At 68.3% G+C, this 22,895-nt stretch carries 27 protein-coding genes and 1 pseudogene; 10 read left to right on the top strand and 18 right to left on the bottom strand.

What is annotated here, in order from left to right; all coding sequences use genetic code 11:
- Positions 1–11 precede the first annotated feature (11 nt).
- From H7K45_RS31705 to H7K45_RS20955, 4 genes are all read right to left on the bottom strand, one after another.
- Positions 12–614 carry a helix-turn-helix domain-containing protein gene (locus H7K45_RS31705; protein WP_372512602.1) on the bottom strand — a complete coding sequence of 201 codons (603 nt, stop codon included), beginning with the start codon at positions 612–614 and terminating at the stop codon, positions 12–14.
- 72 nt (positions 615–686) lie between these two features.
- Positions 687–947: an HNH endonuclease gene (locus H7K45_RS20945; protein ID WP_263997888.1), complete on the bottom strand. Its 261-nt coding sequence runs from the start codon at positions 945–947 to the stop codon at positions 687–689.
- 213 nt (positions 948–1,160) lie between these two features.
- On the bottom strand, positions 1,161–1,340 hold the full coding sequence (locus H7K45_RS20950; RefSeq protein ID WP_263997889.1) for a helix-turn-helix domain-containing protein: 180 nt from the start codon (positions 1,338–1,340) through the stop codon (positions 1,161–1,163).
- Positions 1,341–1,553: 213 nt separating this feature from the next.
- Positions 1,554–2,912, bottom strand: coding sequence for a recombinase family protein (locus H7K45_RS20955; RefSeq protein WP_263997890.1), 1,359 nt, complete (start codon positions 2,910–2,912; stop codon positions 1,554–1,556).
- A 37-nt stretch (positions 2,913–2,949) separates the two neighbouring features.
- Here H7K45_RS20955 and H7K45_RS20960 point away from each other — a divergent pair.
- Positions 2,950–3,156: pseudogene (locus H7K45_RS20960) on the top strand (steroid 3-ketoacyl-CoA thiolase); the annotation flags it as partial.
- Between the two features lie 83 nt (positions 3,157–3,239).
- Here the strand turns inward: H7K45_RS20960 and H7K45_RS20965 are convergent.
- The 3 genes from H7K45_RS20965 to H7K45_RS20975 all read right to left on the bottom strand — a co-directional run bounded on the left by H7K45_RS20965 (position 3,240) and on the right by H7K45_RS20975 (position 5,043).
- Positions 3,240–3,545 carry a hypothetical protein gene (locus H7K45_RS20965; protein ID WP_263997891.1) on the bottom strand — a complete coding sequence of 102 codons (306 nt, stop codon included), beginning with the start codon at positions 3,543–3,545 and terminating at the stop codon, positions 3,240–3,242.
- Positions 3,546–3,649: 104 nt separating this feature from the next.
- Positions 3,650–4,099: a nitroreductase family deazaflavin-dependent oxidoreductase gene (locus H7K45_RS20970; protein ID WP_263997892.1), complete on the bottom strand. Its 450-nt coding sequence runs from the start codon at positions 4,097–4,099 to the stop codon at positions 3,650–3,652.
- A gap of 5 nt (positions 4,100–4,104) precedes the next feature.
- The gene (locus tag H7K45_RS20975) at positions 4,105–5,043 is read right to left on the bottom strand and encodes a TIGR03564 family F420-dependent LLM class oxidoreductase (RefSeq protein WP_263997893.1); all 939 of its coding nucleotides are present in this window, start codon (positions 5,041–5,043) and stop codon (positions 4,105–4,107) included.
- Between the two features lie 91 nt (positions 5,044–5,134).
- Here H7K45_RS20975 and H7K45_RS20980 point away from each other — a divergent pair, with 91 nt between their 5' ends.
- The gene (locus H7K45_RS20980; protein ID WP_263997894.1) at positions 5,135–6,037 is read left to right on the top strand and encodes a LysR family transcriptional regulator; all 903 of its coding nucleotides are present in this window, start codon (positions 5,135–5,137) and stop codon (positions 6,035–6,037) included.
- Here H7K45_RS20980 and H7K45_RS20985 read toward each other — a convergent pair.
- Complete coding sequence (locus H7K45_RS20985) at positions 6,003–7,700, bottom strand: HNH endonuclease signature motif containing protein (RefSeq protein ID WP_263997895.1); 1,698 nt, start codon at positions 7,698–7,700, stop codon at positions 6,003–6,005. The genes H7K45_RS20980 and H7K45_RS20985 overlap by 35 nt on opposite strands.
- A 295-nt stretch (positions 7,701–7,995) precedes the next feature.
- On the bottom strand, positions 7,996–9,762 hold the full coding sequence (aspS, locus tag H7K45_RS20990) for an aspartate--tRNA ligase (protein WP_263997896.1): 1,767 nt from the start codon (positions 9,760–9,762) through the stop codon (positions 7,996–7,998).
- A 77-nt stretch (positions 9,763–9,839) separates the two neighbouring features.
- On the opposite strand from aspS, the gene H7K45_RS20995 reads away from it, so the two are divergent.
- Together H7K45_RS20995 and H7K45_RS21000 are read left to right on the top strand one after the other, a co-directional pair.
- The gene (locus H7K45_RS20995) at positions 9,840–10,739 is read left to right on the top strand and encodes an oxidoreductase (protein WP_263997897.1); all 900 of its coding nucleotides are present in this window, start codon (positions 9,840–9,842) and stop codon (positions 10,737–10,739) included.
- Positions 10,740–10,776: 37 nt separating this feature from the next.
- Positions 10,777–11,301: an SRPBCC family protein gene (locus tag H7K45_RS21000; protein WP_263997898.1), complete on the top strand. Its 525-nt coding sequence runs from the start codon at positions 10,777–10,779 to the stop codon at positions 11,299–11,301.
- Here H7K45_RS21000 and H7K45_RS21005 read toward each other — a convergent pair.
- Complete coding sequence (locus tag H7K45_RS21005) at positions 11,270–12,757, bottom strand: carboxylesterase/lipase family protein (RefSeq protein WP_263997899.1); 1,488 nt, start codon at positions 12,755–12,757, stop codon at positions 11,270–11,272. The genes H7K45_RS21000 and H7K45_RS21005 overlap by 32 nt on opposite strands.
- A gap of 75 nt (positions 12,758–12,832) precedes the next feature.
- Between H7K45_RS21005 and ypfJ the strand changes: the two genes are divergently transcribed.
- Together ypfJ and H7K45_RS21015 are read left to right on the top strand one after the other, a co-directional pair.
- Entirely contained in the window at positions 12,833–13,732 is a 900-nt protein-coding gene (ypfJ, locus tag H7K45_RS21010) for a KPN_02809 family neutral zinc metallopeptidase (RefSeq protein ID WP_263997901.1), read from the top strand.
- Positions 13,729–14,256, top strand: coding sequence for a DinB family protein (locus H7K45_RS21015; RefSeq protein WP_263997903.1), 528 nt, complete (start codon positions 13,729–13,731; stop codon positions 14,254–14,256). Before ypfJ ends, H7K45_RS21015 begins: the two co-directional genes overlap by 4 nt.
- Here the strand turns inward: H7K45_RS21015 and H7K45_RS21020 are convergent.
- Together H7K45_RS21020 and H7K45_RS21025 are read right to left on the bottom strand one after the other, a co-directional pair.
- Entirely contained in the window at positions 14,253–15,008 is a 756-nt protein-coding gene (locus H7K45_RS21020; protein WP_263997904.1) for an alpha/beta fold hydrolase, read from the bottom strand. The genes H7K45_RS21015 and H7K45_RS21020 overlap by 4 nt on opposite strands.
- Before the next feature lie 42 nt (positions 15,009–15,050).
- Positions 15,051–15,779: an SDR family oxidoreductase gene (locus H7K45_RS21025; RefSeq protein ID WP_263997905.1), complete on the bottom strand. Its 729-nt coding sequence runs from the start codon at positions 15,777–15,779 to the stop codon at positions 15,051–15,053.
- Positions 15,780–15,880: 101 nt separating this feature from the next.
- On the opposite strand from H7K45_RS21025, the gene H7K45_RS21030 reads away from it, so the two are divergent.
- On the top strand, positions 15,881–16,720 hold the full coding sequence (locus H7K45_RS21030) for a helix-turn-helix transcriptional regulator (RefSeq protein WP_263997906.1): 840 nt from the start codon (positions 15,881–15,883) through the stop codon (positions 16,718–16,720).
- A gap of 74 nt (positions 16,721–16,794) precedes the next feature.
- Entirely contained in the window at positions 16,795–17,352 is a 558-nt protein-coding gene (locus H7K45_RS21035; RefSeq protein ID WP_263997907.1) for an RNA polymerase sigma factor, read from the top strand.
- A 1-nt stretch (position 17,353) separates the two neighbouring features.
- Here the strand turns inward: H7K45_RS21035 and H7K45_RS21040 are convergent, their stop codons facing one another.
- Both H7K45_RS21040 and H7K45_RS21045 read right to left on the bottom strand, forming a co-directional pair.
- Positions 17,354–17,539 carry a hypothetical protein gene (locus H7K45_RS21040; protein WP_263997908.1) on the bottom strand — a complete coding sequence of 62 codons (186 nt, stop codon included), beginning with the start codon at positions 17,537–17,539 and terminating at the stop codon, positions 17,354–17,356.
- A 71-nt stretch (positions 17,540–17,610) separates the two neighbouring features.
- On the bottom strand, positions 17,611–18,627 hold the full coding sequence (locus tag H7K45_RS21045) for an Rv2578c family radical SAM protein (protein ID WP_263997909.1): 1,017 nt from the start codon (positions 18,625–18,627) through the stop codon (positions 17,611–17,613).
- A gap of 138 nt (positions 18,628–18,765) precedes the next feature.
- Between H7K45_RS21045 and H7K45_RS21050 the strand changes: the two genes are divergently transcribed.
- Positions 18,766–18,969 (top strand): cold-shock protein, encoded by a 204-nt coding sequence (locus H7K45_RS21050; protein WP_056548397.1) that lies wholly within the window; start codon positions 18,766–18,768, stop codon positions 18,967–18,969.
- A 77-nt stretch (positions 18,970–19,046) separates the two neighbouring features.
- Here the strand turns inward: H7K45_RS21050 and H7K45_RS21055 are convergent, their stop codons facing one another.
- The 4 genes from H7K45_RS21055 to H7K45_RS21070 are packed head-to-tail and all read right to left on the bottom strand — an operon-like array spanning position 19,047 to position 21,885.
- On the bottom strand, positions 19,047–19,475 hold the full coding sequence (locus H7K45_RS21055; RefSeq protein ID WP_263998385.1) for an Rv2576c family protein: 429 nt from the start codon (positions 19,473–19,475) through the stop codon (positions 19,047–19,049).
- A gap of 31 nt (positions 19,476–19,506) precedes the next feature.
- Positions 19,507–19,938 carry a D-aminoacyl-tRNA deacylase gene (gene dtd, locus H7K45_RS21060; RefSeq protein WP_263997910.1) on the bottom strand — a complete coding sequence of 144 codons (432 nt, stop codon included), beginning with the start codon at positions 19,936–19,938 and terminating at the stop codon, positions 19,507–19,509.
- A gap of 2 nt (positions 19,939–19,940) precedes the next feature.
- On the bottom strand, positions 19,941–21,200 hold the full coding sequence (gene hisS, locus H7K45_RS21065; protein WP_263997911.1) for a histidine--tRNA ligase: 1,260 nt from the start codon (positions 21,198–21,200) through the stop codon (positions 19,941–19,943).
- A 16-nt stretch (positions 21,201–21,216) separates the two neighbouring features.
- A complete protein-coding gene (locus tag H7K45_RS21070) occupies positions 21,217–21,885 on the bottom strand; it encodes an MBL fold metallo-hydrolase (protein WP_263997912.1) in 669 nt (222 codons plus the stop codon).
- Between the two features lie 102 nt (positions 21,886–21,987).
- Between H7K45_RS21070 and H7K45_RS21075 the strand changes: the two genes are divergently transcribed.
- Positions 21,988–22,881, top strand: coding sequence for a peptidylprolyl isomerase (locus H7K45_RS21075; protein ID WP_263997913.1), 894 nt, complete (start codon positions 21,988–21,990; stop codon positions 22,879–22,881).
- The last annotated feature ends 14 nt before the right edge of the window (positions 22,882–22,895 follow it).

Raw genomic sequence — 22,895 nt, forward strand, 5'->3', positions numbered from 1 at the left:
TCGGGTCTCTTTCAGAATGGGCAGCAGGTTGCGCAGACGGGTGCGTGGGTTTCAAGATGCCGCTGGGGAGGATGTCCATCGAATTGCTCTAAGCATTCACTGCATCGGTAGCCCGCGTCCTCAGCTGCCGTGGGCGTCGTGCGCGCGGGTGCGCTCTGATCACACTCTGATCTCTGATCTGATCTTTGATCTGATACTGGGTCACGGGTGACCCCCCCGGGGGGTCGTGGGTGACCCCCCTCCGTGTCACCGGTGACCCGTGGTCGTGTGCCATATGACCCGAGGTCATGGGTGACCTCAGGTCGTGAGTGACCCGTGGTCGCCGGGAGTGTCAGCGTGTAGCAGGAGGCTTGGTTGCGGCCATTCTCGCCGCCACGGCCCCCACGTGATTCCTCGCGGATGAAGCCTTTGCGTTGCAATGACTTGATGCTCCGCTTGATGGTGCTTTCGCTCAACTCGCAGTCAGTTGCAAGGGTGCTGCGGCCCGGGTGCGCATTGCGGCCGTGCCCATCGGAATAGTCCAAGAGGGTGACCAGCACCCGGTACTCGGATGCGTCTAGACCTGCCCCATGAAGCGCCTTGAGATAGGCGAATTTGTTGTCGAACTCTGCCATGATCTGTTGGCCTTTCCCTGCCCCAATTGGGGCTCACTTATTCAGTTGCCTCTCTGTCGAACAGATACGGACCTACCGAAAGAACACGACTCGCTGCTTGGGTTGCTTGCGATTGGCGGGTTGCATGTTGAATTGCATTTCATGCTCGGTGCGCAGCGCATCCCATTCCGGGTCAATCATCCATCGGAGGTTGTCCACCCGGCAGTTGAAGGGGTCGCCGTCGAAGTGCAAGACGGTAACGCCACGGATGGGGGCCGGAGCCGGTCCGAGGAATGCCGTCGCCACGACTTCGTCTAGGAATCGTTCGCCGTCACCCACCAGGATCACGGGCACGCCTAGCAGTTCGTGCTTGTGGATGGGTAGAGGGCGACCGTGCAGGCGGGGCGTGCCCGCCGCTGAGATCGTGTATCCCGGAATGCCTTCGATGGACTTCCGTTCGGCGCGGGGTTGAGCCGCGTTGTCTCTGCGCTTCTGCCCATTGTACCCCCCGGGGGTATCTGAACGCTCGTTAGCTATGGCAATTGTTGACACGTCGGCGTGTCGCGCTTACGCGGCGAATGCGGCGTCGATGTATTCCAGCACGTCGGCGCGCCGATACATCACGCGGCGGCCAATCTTCGCGCTTCGGGGACCGCCCTCACCCTGCGCGCGGTAATGCCGCAACGTGGCAACGGGGAGGCGAAGCAATTCGGCGGCTTCTTCGATTGTCAGCAGTTCGGTGTTCATTGTTGAAGCAGCTCCTATGACACAGCGAAATTGGTGCGGTTGCACCAATAACCTTTTTCGCGCGGTGTCGGGGCGGTCGCTCCGTTGCCCCAGTAAGTTGTCGGCCTAGTTAGGTAGCTGCGAGGTACTCACATGAATGCCGATTACCTGTAGACACTAACCGGCCACCGTTATTGCTGTAAGTGGACACGCCGCAACGTTGTGCGCGGCCCTCTAGGTGGCAATCCGGGCAGCCAACCAGCCACTCGGTACGATCACCGTGTCCTCGTCAATGGGGCGACGACCAGCCGGGGCCGGGTGAACCGTCACCGTCAGGAGCTTGCGCACCCCCAACCGCCTATCCCCCGTCGACGACAAGTCCCACCCCGTAGCGGCCAGCGCGCCCAGCTCTGCCTCGTCCGCAACCTTCGGTGTAGGTGCCAGTTCAGCGATCCTCGCGCGCAGCCCAGCCTCGATACGGGAGAACGCCGCAGGGGTCACGGTCCCAGCGATGGCGGCGGCCTCCCACTCGGCCAATTGCGCTTCCAGAGCATCAATCTCGGGCACCCCGCCTTCATCCGACTCTCCCCCATAGAGCGCGGAGACCGGCCCAGCAAGGGCATTAAGGATGGTTCGCATCGCTTGCGCCACGCGCCCATCGAGCGGTCCCGCTGCGCGCTGGACGTGCCCTTGCGGGCAGCGGTACGCATCAGGGCGACCCTCCCGGCGCTTCCATTGCAGCCTCGTCGCACACGTGCCGCACACGGCGATTCCGCTGAGTAAGTGCTTCGGCTCAGGCCCGGGCGGCGACGACCAACCCGTTAGCTTCACCTGCTTGTCCAAGCGAGCTAGCAGCCTTTTGTGTTGTTGTTCGGTGATGATCGGTTCCCACGCTGCCTTTCCGGCAATCGCGCCCTGGTGGACACGCAGCCCGGCTAAAGCGGGATTGCTTAGCGCGCGCCGAAGTGAAGTTCCATCCCGTGGCGCATAGCCCTCCATGCTCTTAAGCCAAGAAAGGACGCTGCGCTGAGACTCCCCCGCCAGCATCCGCTCCACGGCGGTGCGAACCTTCGGCCCCTCCACGGGGTCGATCTCCCACACCGCTACGTCTGCGCGGCGGTAACCCCACACGGGCTTACCGGAGGGTCGGCCGTCGGTTGCGGCGCTTAGCTTTCCCCTCAGCACGCGGGTGCGGATAAGTTCGGCTTCACGTTCCGCCAACAGCGCGTCCAGCCCGCCGACAAAGCGGTCGTCACCTGAGTTGAGGTCGAGCAGCTTGCCCGAGTAGTGGAGCGGCACAGACAGCGCACTGCACAGGTTGCGGAGCCGTACGTATTCCTCCAGATCGCGTTGGGTGCGGGACGCCTCCCAGCACACCAACACGTCACCGGCCCGCAGCTCCGTTTTCAGCGCCTCCCATGCCGGACGACCCTTCGCCGAGTACCGGGATGCCCCACGGTCGTTGTCCACGAACACTTTTCGCACCGGCCAGCCGTTGCGCTCGCACACGGCGCGACACTCTTTTTCCTGGTCGGCGACCGAACGCCCGCCGTTCTGGTCAGACGACACCCTGGTGTAGATCACGGCATCCATGGGCTGCATTCTGCTACGCACCCCTAAACCTGCACAAGCCTGGGCGAAGGACACCGGTGCCGACCTGGCCAAGACCAACGTGAACGGCGGCGCCATCGCCATCGGTCACCCCCTCGGCGCGTCGGGTGCCCGCATCATGACGACGATGGTCAACGCGTTGGAGCAGCGGGGTGGACGGTACGCCTTGCAGACCATGTGCGAGGGCGGCGGCATGGCGAACGCCACCATCATCGAACGGCTCTAGAACGCTGACGCATTGGTGACGTCGCGCCGCGCGGGGTTTCGCTTTCATGGCGCCTGGGGAAACCCCGCCGGCGTGAACAACTTTCAACTCGTGAGTCGCATCGGCCTGCTCGCGGGATCTGCCTCCGTCGCGCTCGCACTGCTTTCGGGCTGCGGCAGCGACGACAAGGCCAACGAGACCAGCGTTCCGGCGACCACGCCCTCCAGCAGCATGCCGGCCACCACCTCGCCGCCCTCGCTGGCCCCGAGCACGCCGATCTCCCCTCCCCCGACGACCACCACCGGAAGTGCGGGCGGGACCGGAGGAGCCGGCGAGAACAGCACCGCGCCGACGACCGGAGCCAACGTGACCGGCCCAAGCGCCACCGTCAGCGGCGGCAACTCGGCCACCGCGACGACCGTACAGACGCAGTCACCGCCGACCGGTGAGTCGATGCCCGGTGACAACGCGCCGCCGCAGGGCAACCCGGGCAGCCCGGGGCGCAACTAACCGGTCAGGCGCGGATCAACTCGAACAGCGGTATCGCCCGCTCGGTCTTGGCCTGATACTCCGCGAAGACGGGTGCCTTCTCGACGATGGCGGGGTATGTCGCCTCACGCTCGTCGTCGGGAAGTTCGCGCACCTCGACGTCGTAGGCGTCGGTGCCCACCTCGATGCGAGCCTTTTCGTTGGCCCGCAGGTTGTGCACCCACGCCGGGTGCTTGGGCGCACCGGCGTACGAACCGACGATGAGCATCTTGCCGTCGACCACCAGGTAGGCCAGCGGCGACAGACGCGGCTGACCCGACTTCGCGCCGGTGGTGTGCAGGAGTAACAGGTTGCCACCCTCGAACGGGCCGCCCACCTTGCCGCCGTTGGCGCGGAATTCGTCGACGATGCCGCGGTTGAAGTCGTCGAGGGCGGCTGTGTCCGAGACGAGTCGTTCTCTGTCGAAATCTGTCATGGTGGTCACAAGTGTCCTCCGGGCGCGGGTATTCCAGCGGCGAGTTCGCACACCCGGCGAAGCTGGTCGCGCCCGGCTTGCACGGGCATCAGTAGCAGATCGGTGGCACCCGCCTCGACGTAGCGCGCAAGCCCCCGGGCAACGTGCTCCTCGTCGCCGATCAGCGCCAGGTCGACGACGCTGTCGACTCCCTCGCGGGCGTTGACGCGTTGGTAGGACGGCACCTGGTCGTACACGGCCATGGCCTCGGCCGCTTCGGCCCGGGCCTGCTCGACGTCTCGGGTGACCGCCACGCTGACCAGACCGAACACCCGGGGCGCCGGCCGGCCGGCGTCGGCGGCGGCCTTGCCGATGGTCGGCACGATGAACTCCTCCAGCGTGCGCGGCCCGGCGTACGGCATCGTGCCGTCGGCGAGTTCTCCGGTGACCTGCAACGTCCGCGGTCCCATGGCAGCCACGAAGACGGGGTACGGCGCGGCCGACGGTAGCGCCACCGGCATGACCTGCGGGTCGACGGCGGTGACGTGCTGCCCGCGGAACTCCACGGTGCCGGTGTCGCGGACCGCCCGCAGCACGGTCAGGTACTCCCGAAGCCGTGCGGCGGCGTGGTCGGTCGGGATCGCGAACGCCCATTCCTCGAGCATCGCGACGCCCAACCCGACGCCGAGGCTGAAGTGCCCGCGGCTGGCCGACTGCGCGGTCTGCGCGGCGGCCGCCAGGATCAGCGGGTGCCGTGGGTTGATGGGCACCACCGACGTGCCGACCGCCAGTCCGGGAATCATCGCGCCGATGATCCCGGCGACGGCCACCGCGTCGAGGTCGAGTTGCTGCCCCAACCAGACGTGCCGGACGCCGGTGTCCCAGGCCAGCGACGCCTGCTCGACGGCGTCGGCGACGACGTGTTCGGCGGAACGATTGGGGGTGAGCAGCACTCCTGTGGTCATGGCACCCACGGTGCCGCCCGCGGGCGCGCGCGTCCAACGCCCATGTCGCAACGCCCGATGCCTCACGGGCATGAGGGCTAGGCTGGTTTTCGTGTCCGCTCCGGTCGACCTCGAGCTTCGCGTGGTGCGGTACTTCGTCGCCGTGGCCGAGCACGGGCACTTCGGTCGCGCCGCGGCCGCACTGCACATCACCCAACCGTCGCTGAGCCGGCAGATCAGGGGACTCGAAAGGCAGCTCGGCACAACGCTTCTGCTGCGCACCCCGCGGGGTAGCCAGCTCACCGACGCGGGCCGGGCGTTCCTGACCCATGCCGAGCCGATGCTGGCCGCCGCGGTCCGCGCAGCCGCACACGCTCGCGCTGCCGCCGTTCCGCGCCGACTCACCGTCGGGTACACCACCAATCTGGTCGTGGGTGCGGCGGTCCGTGAACTACGCCGCCGCCTTCCAGACGTCGACGTCACCGTTCGCCATCTGCCGTGGAACGGTGCCCAGCCAGCGTTGACGGATCGCACCGTCGACGTCGCGGTGACCCGTCTGCCCATCCCCCTCGACGGCGTCGAGGTGACGCCGTTGTACCGCGAGCCACGGGCGCTGCTCGTCGCCCGTGGGCACCGAATGGCCGCGCGGGAGGCCGTCGAGCTCGCCGACATCGAGGGCGAGGTGATGCCCCGGGTGAGCGACCCCATGTGGGACAGCTGGTGGCGTACCGGCCCGCGGCCCGATGGTTGGGACGCCCCCGACGGCCCGGTGCTGGACGACGCCGCCGAGATGTTCGACTTCATCGTCGAGACTGGCGCGGTGCTCATCGTGCCCGCCGACAGCCGGATCCCCGACCTGAATCCGGAGCTGACGACCGTCCCGTTGCTGGGGGTCGAACCCGGCGAGGTGGCGCTGGCTCGTCGCGCTGGCGAACCCAACGTCCTGGTCGACGAATTCGCCTCCTGTGCAGCAGAATTCGTCACTCCGGGAACTCCAAGCCCACGTCGGCGTTGAGCTTGCGTTCGCGTTGTATTCGATCCGCGTGATCCCTGGCGCGGGTGGTCGTGCGCCGCGGCATGGTCAGTCCGGCGGCGTGTGCCTCGGGTCGTCCCGTAGTCCTCACCGTCGCGGTGGGTCTGGAGAGTTCGGGGAACAGCAGTCGGCTGCCCGGCGTGGTCACGAACTCCCGGCCGTCGGGTGCGGTCCAGATGACGGTGCCGTCGTCGAGTTGTCGTTCGCGCCAACCATTCTCACCACCCCAGAACGTCTTGAGCAGGTGGTGTCGACGACAGACGCATTTGAGGTTGGACGCCGCGGTCGGTCCGTGCGGCCACGGAATCGTATGTTCCACATCGCAATTCGTCGCGGGCACGCGACAACCCGGGAAGCGGCACGTCATGTCGCGGCAGCGGACGAAGTCAGCCAGTTTCTTCGACGGTCGATACCGGTTCTCCGGTGGCGCTTGCCCCGGGTGCACGATCCGGGTGATGGTGGCCCCGACGGTCGCCCGACAGGCAATCGCACCGGGGAGGAACTGGCCGCCCATCAACGCCCCGGGGCGCAGCTTCGCGAAGTATCCGGGCGCCGGGGTGAGGGCCTCGGCAAGGGTGAGGTCGCGAAGGGGCTTGTCGAAGAGCGGTGGCTCTTCCCCGTCGATGGCGGCGCGCTCGTCGTGGGGAGCAGACGCGGCTGGACGTGTTTCACGTCGCGGCGGGGTCTTAGCGGACTCCGGCGCGGGATCCAACCCGTCGCCGGCAGCCTGGTCGGATGCGTCTGACTCTTCAGCGTCGTCGCCCGCTGGCGTCTGGGGCACCGGTGCGGGGCTCTCGGGCCTCGGCGCGGGCGGCTCGGAGTCGGACGTCTCTGTCGGCTCAGCCAGCGTCTCGTCACTGGCGATCACGTACACCACCACGCCGGTGGCGGGCGGGTTCTGCGCGGCCGCGCAGTCATCGTTCCCGCACAGGCACGCCAGCCGGTCGGTCCCGATGGCGCCGATGGCGTCGGCGCGGAGTTGGTCGGCGGTCCGGGGATCGGCCGGGCACACCGTCTTGGCCAAGTTTCGCAGCCTGGCCTCGAATGCCTTCGCATCGTGGGCGAACAGGGTGGCCAAGATGGTGGCCATCCCGCTGCCGTCCTCCTCGATCCTGACGTCGACGGAGCGACCCCGCGCCTTGGTCTCGTCCCGTCGGACGGCCTGCGGGTCGACCTGGTGGACGAAGAAGTCGATGGCCTTCTCGGTCTTGTCCACCGACCGCGGTTCCCAGTCCCCGAACGCCTCGCCCAGCAGGCCGTCCAACGCCCGCAGCGCGTCGGGGTCGACGACCAGAGCGCCGCGGTGCACCACGGTCTTCACCAACGCATACGTGATCAACCCCTCGGCGAAGACCACGGCCACGCGGGGGAACCGGTCGTGCAGAGCCACCGCGACCAACAATTGGTGGGAGGCGGTGCCGGGGGTGATGTTTTGTGCGGCGCCGATGTGGGCGGCGACGGCGTCGAGGTTGTCCAGGCACCACTGGTCGCGATCGGCGGACCCGGAGGCGGCATGGGCCTCGTCGAGCATGGCGGCCATCGTCGCCACCCGGTGAGCGCAGGCCGCGTTCTCCACCCGCGCCCACGACGACAGCGCCCCGGCACCGCGGGTGCCAGTCGTCGCGTCCACCAGATCGTCGAACATGAACCCAGTTTAGGCCTCACCACCGACGAAACTTGTTCTGCGGCAGTCGTTCTGTGGATGAAAGCCGCACTGTGGATAACCTCGCCCACGCTGCCAAATTCGTCGGTGCCGTGTGCTAGGGATCCGCGGAAAGACCACGGCGCTTCGGTCTCGCGCGTTGGTCAGCCGCCCCGGCCTCGCCAAGATCCGAATTACTTGGTGACCAGCTATAGGTCGGCCAATGGACAGGGGCCTGGCCGGGCGGCAGTATCGCGTTCTAGCGCCCAGAACACCTTGACCTGTTAAGAAACAGAACCTAAGAGCCCTTAGGCTTGCCGTCGATGCCCGATTCCTTGCGCTGCTGCGCGGTGATCGGTGCCGGCGCGTCGGTCAGCGGGTCGACGCCGCCGCCGGACTTCGGGAACGCGATGACCTCGCGGATCGAATCGGTCCCCGCAAGCAGGGCGGTGATGCGATCCCAGCCGAACGCGATGCCGCCGTGCGGCGGGGCACCAAAGGTGAACGCGTCCAACAGGAAGCCGAACTTGTCCTGCGCCTCGGCGTGGTCGATGCCCATCATCGCGAACACGCGCTCCTGCACGTCGCGGCGATGGATGCGGATCGACCCGCCGCCAATCTCGTTGCCGTTGCAGACGATGTCGTAGGCGTTGGCCAGCGCGGCACCGGGATTGGTGTCGAAGGTGTCCTCCGACTCCGGCTTGGGCGAGGTGAACGCGTGGTGCACGGCCGTCCAGGCACCTGAGCCGACGGCGACGTCACCGGACGCGGTCGCCTCGTCGGCGGCCTCGAACAGCGGCCAGTCGACCACCCAGGTGAACGCCCAGGCGTCCGGGTCGATCATGTCCAGCCGCTTGGCGATCTCGATGCGGGTCGCGCCTAGCAGCGCACGGGCGGCCTTCACCGGGCCAGCCGCGAAGAAGATGCAGTCCCCCGGCTTGGCGCCCACGTGCGCGGCCAGTCCGTCCCGCTCGGCGTCGGTCAGGTTCTTCGCGACGGGGCCACCGAGCGTTCCGTCCTCGCCCAGTAGCACGTAAGCCAGGCCCTTGTGGCCGCGCTGCTTGGCGAATTCCTGCCACCCGTCGAGGGTGCGGCGCGGCTGTGACGCTCCACCCGGCATGACGACCGCACCGACGTACGGGGCCTGGAAGACCCGAAAGGTGGTGTCGGAGAAGTACTCCGTGCAGTCGACCAGCTCGAGGCCAAACCTGAGGTCTGGCTTGTCGGAGCCAAAGCGGCGCATCGCCTCGGCGTAGGTGATGCGCGGGATCGGTGTCGGCAGGTCATAGCCGACGAGTGCCCAGAGTGCCTTGAGGACCTCTTCGGACACCGCCATCACGTCGTCGGGGTCGACGAAGCTCATCTCCATGTCGAGCTGGGTGAACTCGGGCTGCCGGTCGGCGCGGAAGTCCTCGTCGCGGTAGCAGCGGGCGATCTGGTAGTAGCGCTCCATGCCGGCCACCATCAACAGCTGCTTGAACAGCTGCGGGCTCTGCGGCAACGCGTAGAACGAGCCGGGCTGCAGCCGCGCAGGCACCAGGAAGTCGCGCGCCCCCTCCGGGGTGGACCGCGTCAGCGTCGGCGTCTCGATCTCGACGAAGTCGTGACGTGCCAGCACCTCGCGCGCAGCGGCGTTGACCTTGGAGCGCAACCGAATTGCGTGTCCCGGGCCGGCGCGGCGCAGGTCGAGGTACCGGTACTTGAGCCGGGCCTCCTCACCGGGAGTCTCGTCGAGCTGGAACGGAAGCGGGGCGCTCTCGCTCAGCACCGTCAGCGACGTGGCGTTGACCTCGATGTCGCCGGTGGCGATGTCGGCGTTGGCGTTGCCCTCCGGCCTGGTCTCCACGACGCCCCGAACCAGAACGCAGAACTCGGCGCGCAACCGGTGAGCCTGCTCGAGCACCTCGGCGTCGCGGAACACGACCTGGCTGATCCCGGAAGCGTCGCGCAAGTCGATGAAGATGACCCCGCCGTGGTCACGCCGGCGGTCGACCCACCCGGCCAACGTGACCGTTTGGCCGGTGTCGGTGGACCGCAACGAACCGGCGGCATGACTGCGCAACACGAAGACTCCCTGGGAAGTGCCTGACGAGAGGACTGCCACAGTGTAGTGGTGGCCCCGGCGGGACTACCTTGGCCTGGGTGGGCATCTCCATCGCGGTCATCGGTCCCGGCGCCATCGGCTCGACCGTCGCAGCGCTGCTGCACGCGGCCGGCCACCACGTGACCGTGTACGGGCGCACGCCACGCGCGTCGATCGAGGTCCGACCCGACTCCGGCATCCTCGACGGCGAACCCGTCGTCATCCCCGATCCGGTGCGGACCGATCCCACGTCGGTCGACGGACCGGTCGACGTGGTGATCCTCGCGGTCAAGGACACCCAGAACGCGGCCGCGGCCGTGTGGCTCGACCGGTTGTGCGGCCCGGACACGACGGTGTGCGTGATGCAGAACGGCGTCGAGCAGGTCGAACGGGTCGGCAAGCTGTGCCCGGCGAGCACCGTGGTCCCCAGCGCGGTGTGGTTCTCGGCGCAGTCCCAGGCCGACGGGTGGGTGCGCCTGCGCACCCCGGTGCGACTGGTGCTGCCCGACGACGAGGCGGGTGGCGCGTTGGCCGAGGTGCTGCGCGTGCCGTCACTGACCGTGGAGTGCAGTCCCACCTTCCTCGACGACGCGTGGCGCAAGCTGCTGACCAACGCCGTCGCGGGACTCATGGTGCTGACCGGGCGTCGCGCCGGGATGTTCCGCCGCGACGACGTCGCGGGCCTGGGCCGCGCCTACCTGCGGGAATGCCTCACCGTGGCCCGTGCCGAGGGCGCCGGCCTCGGCGACGAGGTGGTCGAGGAGGTCATGCGCCTCTTCACCGACGTGCCGGAGGACCTGACCACCTCGATCCTCACCGACCGCGAACTGGGCAGGCCGCTGGAATGGGACGTGCGCAACGGCGTCGTCGCCCGCAAGGGTGCCGCGCACGGGGTGCCGACGCCGATCAGCGACCTCGTCGTACCCCTGCTCGCGGCGGCCAGCGATGGACCCGGGTGACCCAGCGAGTAGACACCCGGCCATAGAGTGTCCACCCATGGCCACGTTCCACCCGTGTGAACCCGTCGACGCGACGTTCGTCGACACCGCCCCGTTCCGGTTCGTCAGCACCGTCGACCTCGCCATCACCCCTGAACGCCTCTTCGAAGTGCTCGCCGACGCGGAGTCGTGGCCGCAGTGGGTCAGCGTGATCACCAAGGTCACCTGGACCAGCCCCGAGCCACGCGGCGTCGGCACGACCCGCACGGTCGACATGCGCGGCGGCATCACCGGCGCCGAGGAATTTCTGGCCTGGGAGCCCAACGCCCACATGGCGTTTCGCTTCAACGAAAGCACCTCGAGCGCAATCGCGGCCTTCGCCGAGGACTACCGGGTGGTGCCGACGCCGACGGGTTGTCACCTCGTGTGGGTGATGGCGATGAAGCCCAACGGAATCGCCGCACGACTCGGCCTCGAACTCGCCCGACCCGTGATGTCCTGGATGTTTCAGCGATTCCTGCACAACCTCGACCGCTACTGCCAAAACCGGTTCAGTACAAGCCCTCCCACGCCGCGCGCCTGACGGCGTCGGGATCGGCGACGGTGTCGTCGCGGGTGGACCGGATCACCCGCGTGCGACGGGACTCCGCGTCGTAACGCGGCCAGTCCTCGTCGAGTTCGGCGGTCGCGAAGTCGAGCCACGTCCGCTGCATCCGGCGACCCACCGATGGCTGCACGCGCCTGCCCAGCGGATGCATCTTGCGACCGAGGTAGGAACCGTAGCTGTGCTGAATGTGCACGATCTCGCTGCCGTGCGTGGCACCGAGCCCGAGCAGGCGCAGACTCCACGCCGCGTGGTCGAAACGGTAGACGTAGGTGGGCGCGTGCGCGGAGTAGGCGTCGGCGAACGCCCACGTGGGCGCCCCGAACATGGCGTCGGAGCCGAAGGCGATCAACGCGCGACGACGCGGAAAGTCCAGATAGGCGGCCAGGAGTCGCTCCCGCGCCTCAGGAGCCGTCCTTGCGAAGAAGTCCTCGACCATCGGCCGGGTGGTCGGCAGCATCGGCGGCTTGCCCCAGGCGAACATCGACGCTTCGTGGCTGTTGGTGCCGACGATCAACGGAATGGACGACACCCGGCCGTGGCGCGCGGCGTCGACGGGATGCCGCGGTAGCGAGTCCACCCCGTGAGTCAGCCCGTAGGCCAGCGTCGGGGTGTGGGCCGCGCTCTCGCCCTGCAGCTGACCGGCCGCACGGCGCAGCCGACGCTGCGGCAGGGACTTCACCTCCCCGACGGGTACCCCCAGCCGCTCGAGGAACGTGCGCGCCTGGCGCGCGCGGGTCTCCCGGTCGGCGATGAGCGGCAGTGCCGGGCTCTGCGCGATCGCCCGGGAGAACAACCCGTCGGCCAGCGGGCTGGCCAACAGTGCCAACACCGACGTCGCGCCTGCCGACTCGCCGAACACCGTGACCTGGTCGGGATCACCACCGAACGTGGCGATGTTCTCGCGCACCCATCGCAGCGCGGCGACCTGATCGCGGAGGGCCAGATTGTCGTCGAAGCCGGGTCCCAGGTCGCCGAGCTCGAAGCCACCGAAGACCCCGAGCCGATACGTCACGTTCACCACGACGACGTCGCCGTTGGCCGCCAGCCGACTTCCGTTGTACAGCTGCAGTTGTCCGGCGCCGTAGACGAACGCACCGCCGGGGATCCAGACCATTACCGGCAGGCAGGCGGTGGGATCGGGCGACCACACCGTCAGCGTCAGACACGCTTCGTCGCGAATCTTCGGGTCGTCACGGCCACCGCCGACGAAGCTGCGCCCCTGCGGCGGCAAGGGTCCGTGTTCCTTCGCGTCGCGGATTCCGCTCCACGGCAGCGGCGGGGTCGGCGCCAGGAAGCGCCGCTCGCCGACCGGTTGCTCGGCGTACTCGACGCCTCGCCACACGTCGACGCCGGCCTCGGTGCTGCCGCGCAGGGCGCCGTACGTGGTGTGCGCCACGGCCGGATCGCGGACGGTTTCGCGCTGGGCAGCCACCGGCCGAATCGTAGTGTGGGAAGCTGAACCCGGCTGAAACGGGAACCATCGGCAGGGTCGACGGACGGGGTGAAGATGACCTTCAACGAAGGTATGCGGATCGACACGAGCACCACGTCGTCCAGCGGCGGGGGTGGTGGCGGTGGGCGCGGGCTTGCCGTCGGCGGCGGCCTCGGCGGTCTGGTCATCGTGGTCATCGCGCTGTTCCTCGGCGTCGACCCGGGCACGGTGCTCCCCCAGGAGGGGGCCGGGCAAGACGGTTCCCAGGGCGCGGAGACGCAGGGCTTCGACACCAGCCAGTGCAAGACGGGCAAGGACGCGAACGACATCCTCGGCTGCCGCATCATCGCGACGGGCAACTCCGTCGACGGCGTCTGGGCGCAGTTGATGCCGGGCTACACCCGCCCCAAGATCCGGCTCTTCAGCGAGAACGTCAGCACCGCATGCGGACCTGCCACCACCGACGTCGGGCCGTTCTACTGCCCGGGCGACCAGACCGCCTACTTCGACACCGCCTTCTTCCAGGAGCTCGTCGACCGGTTCGGTTCCAGCAACGGGCCGTTGGCGCAGGAGTACGTCGTCGCCCACGAATTCGGCCACCACGTGCAGGATCTACAGGGCACGCTGGGCCGCGCGCAACAGGGACCCGGCGGCGCCGAGGGCAACTCGGTGCGCACCGAACTCCAGGCCGACTGCTACGGCGGGGTGTGGGCGCACTACGCGGCGATCACCAAGCAGGAGGGCACCGACGTGACGTTCCTGCAACCCTTGACCGACAAGGACATTCAGGACGCACTGTCGGCGGCGTCGTCGGTGGGCGACGACCGCATCCAGCAGTCCTCGACCGGCCAGGTCAACCCGGAGTCCTGGACGCACGGCTCGTCTGCCGCCCGCCAGTACTGGTTCACCGAGGGGTACCGCACCGGCGACCCGAAGCAGTGCGACACCTTCTCGGCCACGGATCTGCACGAGTGACGGAACCGGCGCCCGACACCAAGGATTGGACCTGGGTTCTGACCGAGCCGTGCCCGCAGTGCGGATACGACGCCGCGGCCGTCCGACCGGATCAGGTCGCCGAGCGCGTCCGGCGGGACGCCGAGGGCTGGGTCAGCAGGCTGGGTGACGCAGCGGTGGCCGAGCGCCCGTCGCCGGAAGTGTGGTCGGTGCTGGAATACGGCTGTCACGTTCGCGACGTGCACCGCATCTTCGGTGAGCGCGTCCGGTTGATGCTCAGCCAGGACGATCCCCGGTTCCCCAACTGGGATCAGGACGAGACCGCCCTGGCCGAGCGTTACTCCGAGCAGGTGCCGTCGGCGGTGGCCGACGAGTTGGCCCGAGCAGCGGGCGACGTCGCCGACGCCTACGACGCCGTGCCCGCCGACGCGTGGTCTCGGCGTGGGCTGCGCAGCAACGGAAGCGAATTCACCGTCGCCACCCTCGCGCTGTACCACCTGCACGACGTCGTGCACCACACGTGGGACGTCACCGCCGACCGCTAGCGATGTGCCCGCCAGAAGTCGACGAGGACGCGTGCGGCCCCGGCGGGATCCTGCGTCATCCACCAGTGACCGAGCCCCTCGAGAACGTGAACGTGGGCCCCGGCACGGGACGCGGCGCGCCGCTTCTGCTCGTCGGTGCCGACGAAGTGGTCCTCGGACGGCATCAAGGCTAGCCCTGGACGACCGGCGGCGGCCGCCAGGCTTTGGCCCGCCGTGGCCGGAACCGGCTGCGCCGCAGACCGATACAGCGTCAGAATCGAGTGGCCCATGGCGTCGTCGATACCCGGTGACACCCGGTCGGCGATCTGGGCGGACATGCCCGCGCCGACCAGGAAGTCGGCCCGATCGGCGTCGGACATCGACGTGAAGTCCGCCACCGCCGCTTCGCCCACCTCGGGCGTCTGCCACGCCTGAGCGAGGTCGTGCCAGACGTAGTCGGCGTCGAAGAGGCCGACTACGTCCGACACCCAGGTGCGCACCACCTCGGGCCTGGCCATCACGGCGTTCAGGGCGTGACCGCCGCCCCAGTCGTGTCCGACCAGGTCGACGGGACCGTCGACGTCGTCGAGTTCGGCGAGGAGCCAGTCCCGGTAGCCGTCCATCGTGGGGGTGAAGTCGGCGGGGATCGGCGCGCCGAATCCGGGTGGGGACAACCTGAGGACGTCGGACTCCCCCAGCGCCGCCAGGTCGTCGACCAGCCCATCCCACACCGCGGCGGTCTCGGGCACGCCGTGGACCAAGACCACCGTCATCGTTGCCTCACCATGCCCGAAGGATAGCCCCGCCGGCGACGCTCAGCGCTGATTCGCCGGACGCACCACGATCTCGTTGACGTCGACCTCGGGCGGCTGCGACACCGCGAACGCGACGGCGTCGGCGATCGACGACGCCGGTATCGCATGCCGCCGGTACTCCGACATGGCTTGCTGTGCCGTGGGATCGGTGATGGTGTCGGCGAGTTCGGACTCGACGACGCCCGGTGAGACCGTGGTGACGCGGAGGTACGGGGGCGACTCGAGCCGCAGCCCCTCGGTGATCGCCCACGCGGCGTACTTGGTGCCGCAGTAGACCGCTGCGGTCGGGGTCACCCCGTGAGCCCCGATCGAGGCGATCGTGACGAAGTGCCCGCTCTCCTGGTCGCGAAACGGCCCCGACGTCGCGGCGATCCCGTGCAGCAGCCCGCGGACATTCACGTCGATCATGTGGTTCCACTGGTCGGTCAGGCCGGCGTCCAAGCGAGAGAGCGGCATCACGCCCGCGTTGGCGACGAACACGTCGAGACGACCGTGGCGCTCGACGGTGGCGGCCACGGCCGCACGGACGGCGTCGAGGTCGGTGACGTCGAGGGCGTACGGCTCGATCCCGTCGGCGCTCGCCGCCAGCTCGTCGAGCAGCTCGAGGCGACGGGCAGCCGCGATCACCCGGTGACCGTCGGCGGCCAGGCGTCGGGCGACGGCCAGGCCGATACCGCTGCTGGCACCGGTGACGAAGGCAATCCGCTGTGAGTTGGTGACTGTGTCCATGGCACCACCGTGCCGACGAACGCCCCGGACGCGGAAGACCGCATGGCACCTGGGTGCGCCACACCCAGGCTGAGTGGACGCGCGTTGCGTACCGTGAGGCCATGCCGGACTCGCACCAGAACGCCGACCTCGGCGCCTTCCTGCGGGCCCGACGCGCCAAGGTCACCCCCGACGACGTGAACCTGGGTGCCCACGCCCGCCGCCGGCGCCGCGTGCCGGGGCTGCGACGAGAAGAAGTGGCCGCGCTGGCCGGTGTGAGCCCGGACTACTACACCCGGTTGGAGCAGGGCCGCGAGCGCCATCCATCGGCGGAAGTCCTCGCCTCACTCGCCGAGGCACTCCGGTTGACCGGCGACGCGCGCGACCACCTCTTTCGGCTGGCCGGGGCCGCTGTCACCACGGCGGCCGGCTCGTCGTCGGAGGTGGACTCCGCGCTCGTCGCACTGATGGACGCCTGGCCTCACAATCCTGCGCTCATCTACGACCTCGCGTACGACGTGGTGGCGTCCAACGCCATGGCCGACGCCCTCTTCCACGGGTGGGCCCACTCCCGCAACCTGCTCGAGGTGGTCTTCGGCGATCCGGCGGCGCGAACGTTCTACGTGGACTGGGCCGAGGTCGCCGCCGACGCCGTCGCCGGCTTCCGGTTCAACCACGGCCGACGCCCGGCCGATCGCCGGGTCCGCGCGGTCCTCGCCCGGATGCTGGCCGAGTCCGCAGAGTTCACCGAACTCTGGAACGGCCACGACGTGCGAGGAAAGACCTTGAGCCAGAAACGCTTTCAGCATCCTGACGTCGGTCGCATCACCCTCACCATGCAGGCCTTCGACGTCCGCTCCCGGCCAGGCCAAGAGCTCGTCGTCTACCACGCCGAATCCGGGTCGCCCAGCGCCGACGCCCTGAGCCTGCTCGGCTCGCTGACTGCGAGCGTCGGGGACTAGCACCCGACCGAGCTTCATCAAATCTCCAAGAAACGTTCACGAGGTCTCCCGCACGCACCGCAACCATGGGGACCATGACTGCTGAGAACGCGAGGCGCACCGCCGCCCCGGTGCGGCTGACCGGCTCGTTCGACGACGACGTGGCGGCCCTGCGGCCGGAGCTGCACCGGTACGCGACGAGGTTGACGCGCCACTCCTCCGACGCCGAGGACCTGGTCCAGGAGACGATGCTGAGGGCGTTCAAGGCCTACGGCAGACTTCGCCAGGACACCTTCGTCACGGCGTGGTTGTTCACCATCGCAAGGAACACCTGGTTCAGCATGTGTCGCGCGTCGAGCCGACGGCCCGAAGTGCTGTCGGCCGACGTCGGCGACTACGCGTCCGCGACACCGCATGCGGTCGCGGGCGCGTCGGCGGAAGTCGAGGCGCTGGGGAACGACATCGACCCGGACCTGGCCGCCGCGCTCGCCGGACTGTCGGAGGAGATGCGCGCCACGGTGTTCCACGTCGCCGTCGGGGACATGCTCAGCCGCGACGCCGCCGACCTGCTGGGGGTGTCGACCAACACGGTGTTGACCAGAATGCACCGCAGCAGACGCGCCTTGCGTCGTGCGCTGAACGCGGCCGCCTGAGTCACGACGCCAGCGACACCACGTAACTCAGCACACCCGCCAGCACGAAGAACCCACCGACGGCGACGAGCCCCACGTGGTTGGCCAGCCAGGACGCGACGACCGGTGACGTGCCGATGGCGACGATTTCGACGGTGGTGCAGATCCTCTTCCGCAGAGGGGTCTTCGGCGGTTCGCAGGTGTCCATGCGCACCAATCTGCCCACCGCTCAAAGCGATTGCTTGAAGATCGCGTGGAGATTGGCCGGAGGACGTCCGGTCAGAACAAGGTTGGCTGCGCCTGCGGGACGGCGGGCGGCGGCGGGGCCGAGCCCAGCCGAAACGAGCGGTGCTCCCCCGTCAGCCCGTACTTGGCCAGCAACGGTGCCGCGCGCCGGCGCAACTCGTCACGATAATCGGCCGGCAAGTAGGCACCGCGGCCGTACAGTTCGCGGTAGGGCCCCACCAGCTCGGGGCGCGACCGGGCCAGCCAGTCCATGAACCAGTTGCGCGTCGACCCTCGCAGGTGAAGCCCGAAGACCGTCGCGCCGACGGCGCCCGCCGAGGCCACCTGGGCCAGCAATCCGTCCAGGTGCTCGACCGAATCGGTCAGCATGGGCAGCACCGGTGCAATCATCACGTGACAGTTGAGCCCTGCGCCGGAGATGGCACGAATCAGCTCGAGCCGGGCCCGCGGTGAGGGCGTGCCGGGCTCCACCTCGGCGTGCAGATCGGGATCGCCCACCGCCAGCGACACCGCCACGCTGACGTCGACCGAGCCGGCGGCGTCGACGATCAGCGGCAGGTCGCGCCGCAGCAGCGTGCCCTTGGTGAGGATCGAGAACGGTGTGCCCGATTCGGCAAGCGCGCCAACGATTCCCGGCATCAACGCGTATCGCCCCTCGGCGCGCTGATAGGGATCGGTGTTGGTGCCCAGCGCCACCGTCTGACGGGTCCACGACGGGCGCGCCAGTTCGCGGCGCAGCACGTCGACGACGTTGGTCTTGACCACCACCTGGGTGTCGAAGTCCGCGCCGCTGTCGAAGTCCAGATATTCGTGGGTGGGCCGGGCGAAGCAGTACCGGCAGGCATGGCTGCATCCCCGATAGCCGTTGACGGTGAAGGCGAAGGGCAACTGGCTGGCGTTGGGCACCTTGTTGAGCGCCGATTTGCACAGCACCTCGTGGAACGTAATGCCCTCGAACTGCGGCGTTCGCACCGACCGAACGAATCCGATGCGCTGCAGGCCCGGCAGTGCTCCGTCGTCGACGTCTACGCTCTGAGCATCCCACCGCATTCACCAAGTCGAACACGTGTTCGACTCGAAAGTCAATCAACGAATTGGCGTTCTTAAGTGAGATGCGCGAGCGTTTGTGCAGTAGACTTCGAACTGGGTGTAAGACACATCCGTTCCTGATGAAAGAAGTAAAAGAGTATGGCACAGGGAACTGTGAAATGGTTCAACAGCGAAAAGGGCTTCGGCTTCATCGCCCCCGACGACGGCTCCCCGGATGTCTTCGTCCACTACTCTGAGATCCAAGGCGGCGGCTACCGCTCGCTGGAAGAGGCTCAGCGGGTTCAGTTCGACGTCGGACAAGGTGCGAAGGGCCCCCAGGCCACCGGAGTTACCGCGATCTAAGAACTTTACGTTCTATGGGCTGGCAAGGTTTTCACCTTGCCAGCCCATAGTTCTGTGTGGGGTGGGTTAGCCGCCGGTCACCACTGGCCGAGCTGGCATTGCAAGTTATACGGCGCATCCTGCTGCACGGCCACCTGACCGTCAACTGCGATGTCGCAGTGCGGGTTTGGGGCGGCACGCATACCGTGAGTGGTGCTGCTGACCGTGAGAATCGCCCACTGCGGATCCGCGAGCGTGGTCTCGAAGACCCACGGCACACCCGCGGCCAGGGTCACTTCTTCCTTCTTCAGGTACGCGTAGGAATCGGCGTTGTAAGCAGCCTTGTCGGCCGGCTGATTCACCAGGTAGAAGAGGTCGAAGTCGGCGTCACCGGCCGACACCAGCGTGTAGCGGACCTGATGACCTGCGGGCTCCGCATTCGACGTTGCCGGTGAGGCCAATCCTGCGGCGGCCACCAGCGCCGCCACACCAACGGCTGCACCGATCTTGCTTGTCGCTGTTCGCATGATCTTCACATCGCCGAACGGTACCGGACCGTTACAGCTCGAGCAGGACCGTCACCGGGCCGTCGTTGACCAACTCCACTGCCATGTCGGCTCCGAAGACGCCCGTCTCGACGCGGGCGCCGAGGCCGCGCAACGCCTCACAGAAGGCCGTCACCAGGGGTTCGGCGACATCGCGCGGGGCGGCCGCGTTCCACGACGGACGACGGCCCTTCACGGTGTTGGCGTACAGCGTGAATTGACTCACCACGAGGATGGGCGCCTCGACGTCGGCGGCCGAACGCTCCCCGTCGAGAATTCGCAGCCGCCACAGCTTGTCGGCCATGCGCACGGCCACGTCGGCGTCGTCGTCGTGCGTGACCCCGACCAGCGCCAAGAGCCCCTGCCCGACGGGATCGATCTCACCGACCACCGCCCCGTCGACGACCACTCGGGCCGACGTCACCCGCTGCACCAGGACGCGCACGGTCAGGCCAGGCGTGCCAGCACGTCGGTGACGACGTCGTCGACTCCGACGTCGACCTGCTCCCCCGTCTGCAACGCCTTCACCCCGACGGTGCCCGCCTCGACGTCACGGTCCCCCGCCACCAACGCGATCCGGGCCCCAGACCGGTCGGCCGCCCTCATGGCGCCCTTGAGCCCGCGGTCCCCGTACGCGACGTCCACCCGAACACCGGCCGCCCGCAAGCGGCCCGCCAGCGTGGCGAGCACCAGCTTCGCCGGTTCGCCGAGCGGCACGCAGAAGACCTCGACGCGGGCGGTCTCCCCCACCGTCTTGCCCTCGGCCGCGAGCGCCAGCACGGTGCGGTCGACGCCCAGGCCGAAACCGATACCCGAAAGGTCTTGACCGCCAAGCTGTTTCATCAGTCCGTCGTAGCGACCACCGCCGCCGATGCCCGACTGCGCACCCAACCCGTCGTGCACGAACTCGAAGGTGGTCTTCGTGTAGTAGTCCAGACCCCGCACCATCCGCGGGTTGATCACGTAGTTCACGCCCAACGCGTCGAGGTGCCCGAGCACGGCGTCGAAGTGCTGTCTGGCGGCCTCGGAGAGGTGGTCGATCATCAACGGCGCCGCGGCCGTCATCTCGCGCACGTGCGGACGCTTGTCGTCGAGCACGCGCAGCGGGTTGATCTGTGCGCGGCGGCGGGTGTCTTCGTCGAGATCCAGCGCGAAGAGGAACTCCTGCAACAGTTCTCGATACTGCGGACGGCACGTGTCGTCGCCGAGGGAGGTGAGCTCCAGCCGGAAACCGTCGAGCCCGAGGGCACGAAAGCCCTCGTCGGCGACGGCGATCACCTCGGCGTCCAGCGCGGGGTCGTCCACCCCGATCGCCTCGACCCCGACCTGCTGCAACTGCCGATACCGTCCGGCCTGGGGCCGCTCGTAGCGGAAGAACGGTCCGGAGTAGCGCAGCTTGACCGGCAACTGCCCGCGGTCGAGGTTGTGCTCGATGACCGCGCGCATCACACCGGCGGTGCCCTCGGGGCGCAGCGTCACCGACCGGTCGCCACGATCGGCGAAGGTGTACATCTCCTTGCTCACCACGTCGGTCGACTCGCCGACGCCGCGGGCGAACAGCGCCGTGTCCTCGAAGATCGGCAGCTCGACGTGGCCGTATCCGGCCCGGCGGGCCGCGTCGAGCAGGCCGTCGCGAACGGCCACGAACTGTCCCGACTCCGGCGGCAAGTAGTCCGGGACGCCCTTTGGTGCTTGGAAATCACTCACGTGCGGCACATTTCAGTCAGATTCCTTCGAGGAACGGGTTGGCGCGACGCTCGGCGCCGATGGTGGACCTGGGGCCGTGCCCCGGCAGTATCACGGTGTCGTCGTCGAGCACCAAGAGCTTCGTCACGATCGACGTCAGCAGGTCGCGCCCGCTGCCACCGTAGAGATCGGTGCGACCGATCGACTGCTTGAACAACGTGTCGCCGGTGAAGGCGAGCGCACCGGTGTCGACCTCACCGGGCGCGACCCGGAAGACGACCGAGCCCCGGGTATGCCCCGGGGTGTGGTCGATCGTGACGGTGACTCCGCCCAGCTCCAACTCGACTCCGTCGCGGTCCAGCTCGACCACCTGGCGCGGTTCGCGAAACATCGTCGACAGCGCACGCTGCGCGATGCGGGGCCCAAGCCCCTTGATGGGGTCGGTCAGCATCTCCCGGTCCTCGGGGTGGATGAAGACCGGGCAACCGTAGGTGTCACCCACCTTCTGGGCAGACCACATGTGGTCGACGTGGCCGTGGGTGAGCAGGACCGCGGCAGGGGTCAGGCGGTTGTCGTCGAGGATCTTGCGCAGGGGCGCCATCGCCCGCTGGCCGGGGTCCACGACGATCGCGTCGGCTCCCTGTTTGGGAGCCAGCACATAGCAGTTGCACTGCAACATGCCGGCCGCAAACCCAGTGAGGAACACGGGCACCAGTTTCCCATCCACCCCACCCGTGGGTCGCGGCGCCTCTTCTCAGGCATAACTGGCACACTCGTTGCCGATCACGAACACGAGGAGGACTTCGCGGTGCCGACTAACGAGCAGCGGCGGGAAACGGCCAAGCGCAAACTGGAGCGGCAGCTCGAGCGCCGCGCCGCTCAGGAGCGCAGGCGACGCCTCGTCACCATCGTCGCCTCGGTGGTGGGCGTGTTGCTCGTCATCGGCGCCGTCGTCGCCACCGTCGTGCTGACCGGCAAGGACTCCGACACGCAGGCCTCGGCCGACACCTCGACGACGTCGAGTGCGGCGGCCGCTCCTGCGCCCAGCGGCGGCACCCTGCCGCCGTTCGTCGCCCCGGCCAACCTCGGCGCCGACTGCCAGTACCCCGCCACTCCGGGCGAGCCCGCCAGCAAGAAGAACAACCCGCCTCGGACGGGCAAGGTGCCGACCGAGCCAGCCCAGATCAGCGCGTCCATGACTACGTCGGACGGCAATCTCGGCCTGCAGCTCGACAACGCCAAGGCACCGTGCACGGTCAACAGCTTCGCCAGCCTCGCCCAGCAGGGCTACTTCAACGACACCCCCTGCCACCGGTTGACCACCTCGCCGGGCCTCTCGGTGCTGCAGTGCGGCGACCCGACCGGCAAGGGCACCGGCGGACCCGGATACGGCTTCGTCAACGAGTACCCGACTGATCAGTACCGTCCCGACGATCCGGCGCTGCAGGCACCCGTGGTGTACCCCCGCGGGACCCTTGCCATGGCGAACACCGGTGCTCCCGGGTCGAACGGAAGCCAGTTCTTCCTGGTCTACAAGGACTCTCAACTGCCCCCGAACTACACCGCCTTCGGCACGATCGACGCGACAGGTCTGGCGACGCTCGACAAGATCGCGGCAGCCGGTGTGGTTCCCGGCGATCGGGGGGCCGACGACGGCGCGCCGAGGACGCCCGTGCAGATCAAGTCGATCCAGCTGGACTGACACGGGACCGGCGC

Source organism: Mycobacterium yunnanensis, assembly GCF_025823185.1.
Taxonomy (GTDB): Bacteria; Actinomycetota; Actinomycetes; order Mycobacteriales; family Mycobacteriaceae; genus Mycobacterium; species Mycobacterium yunnanensis.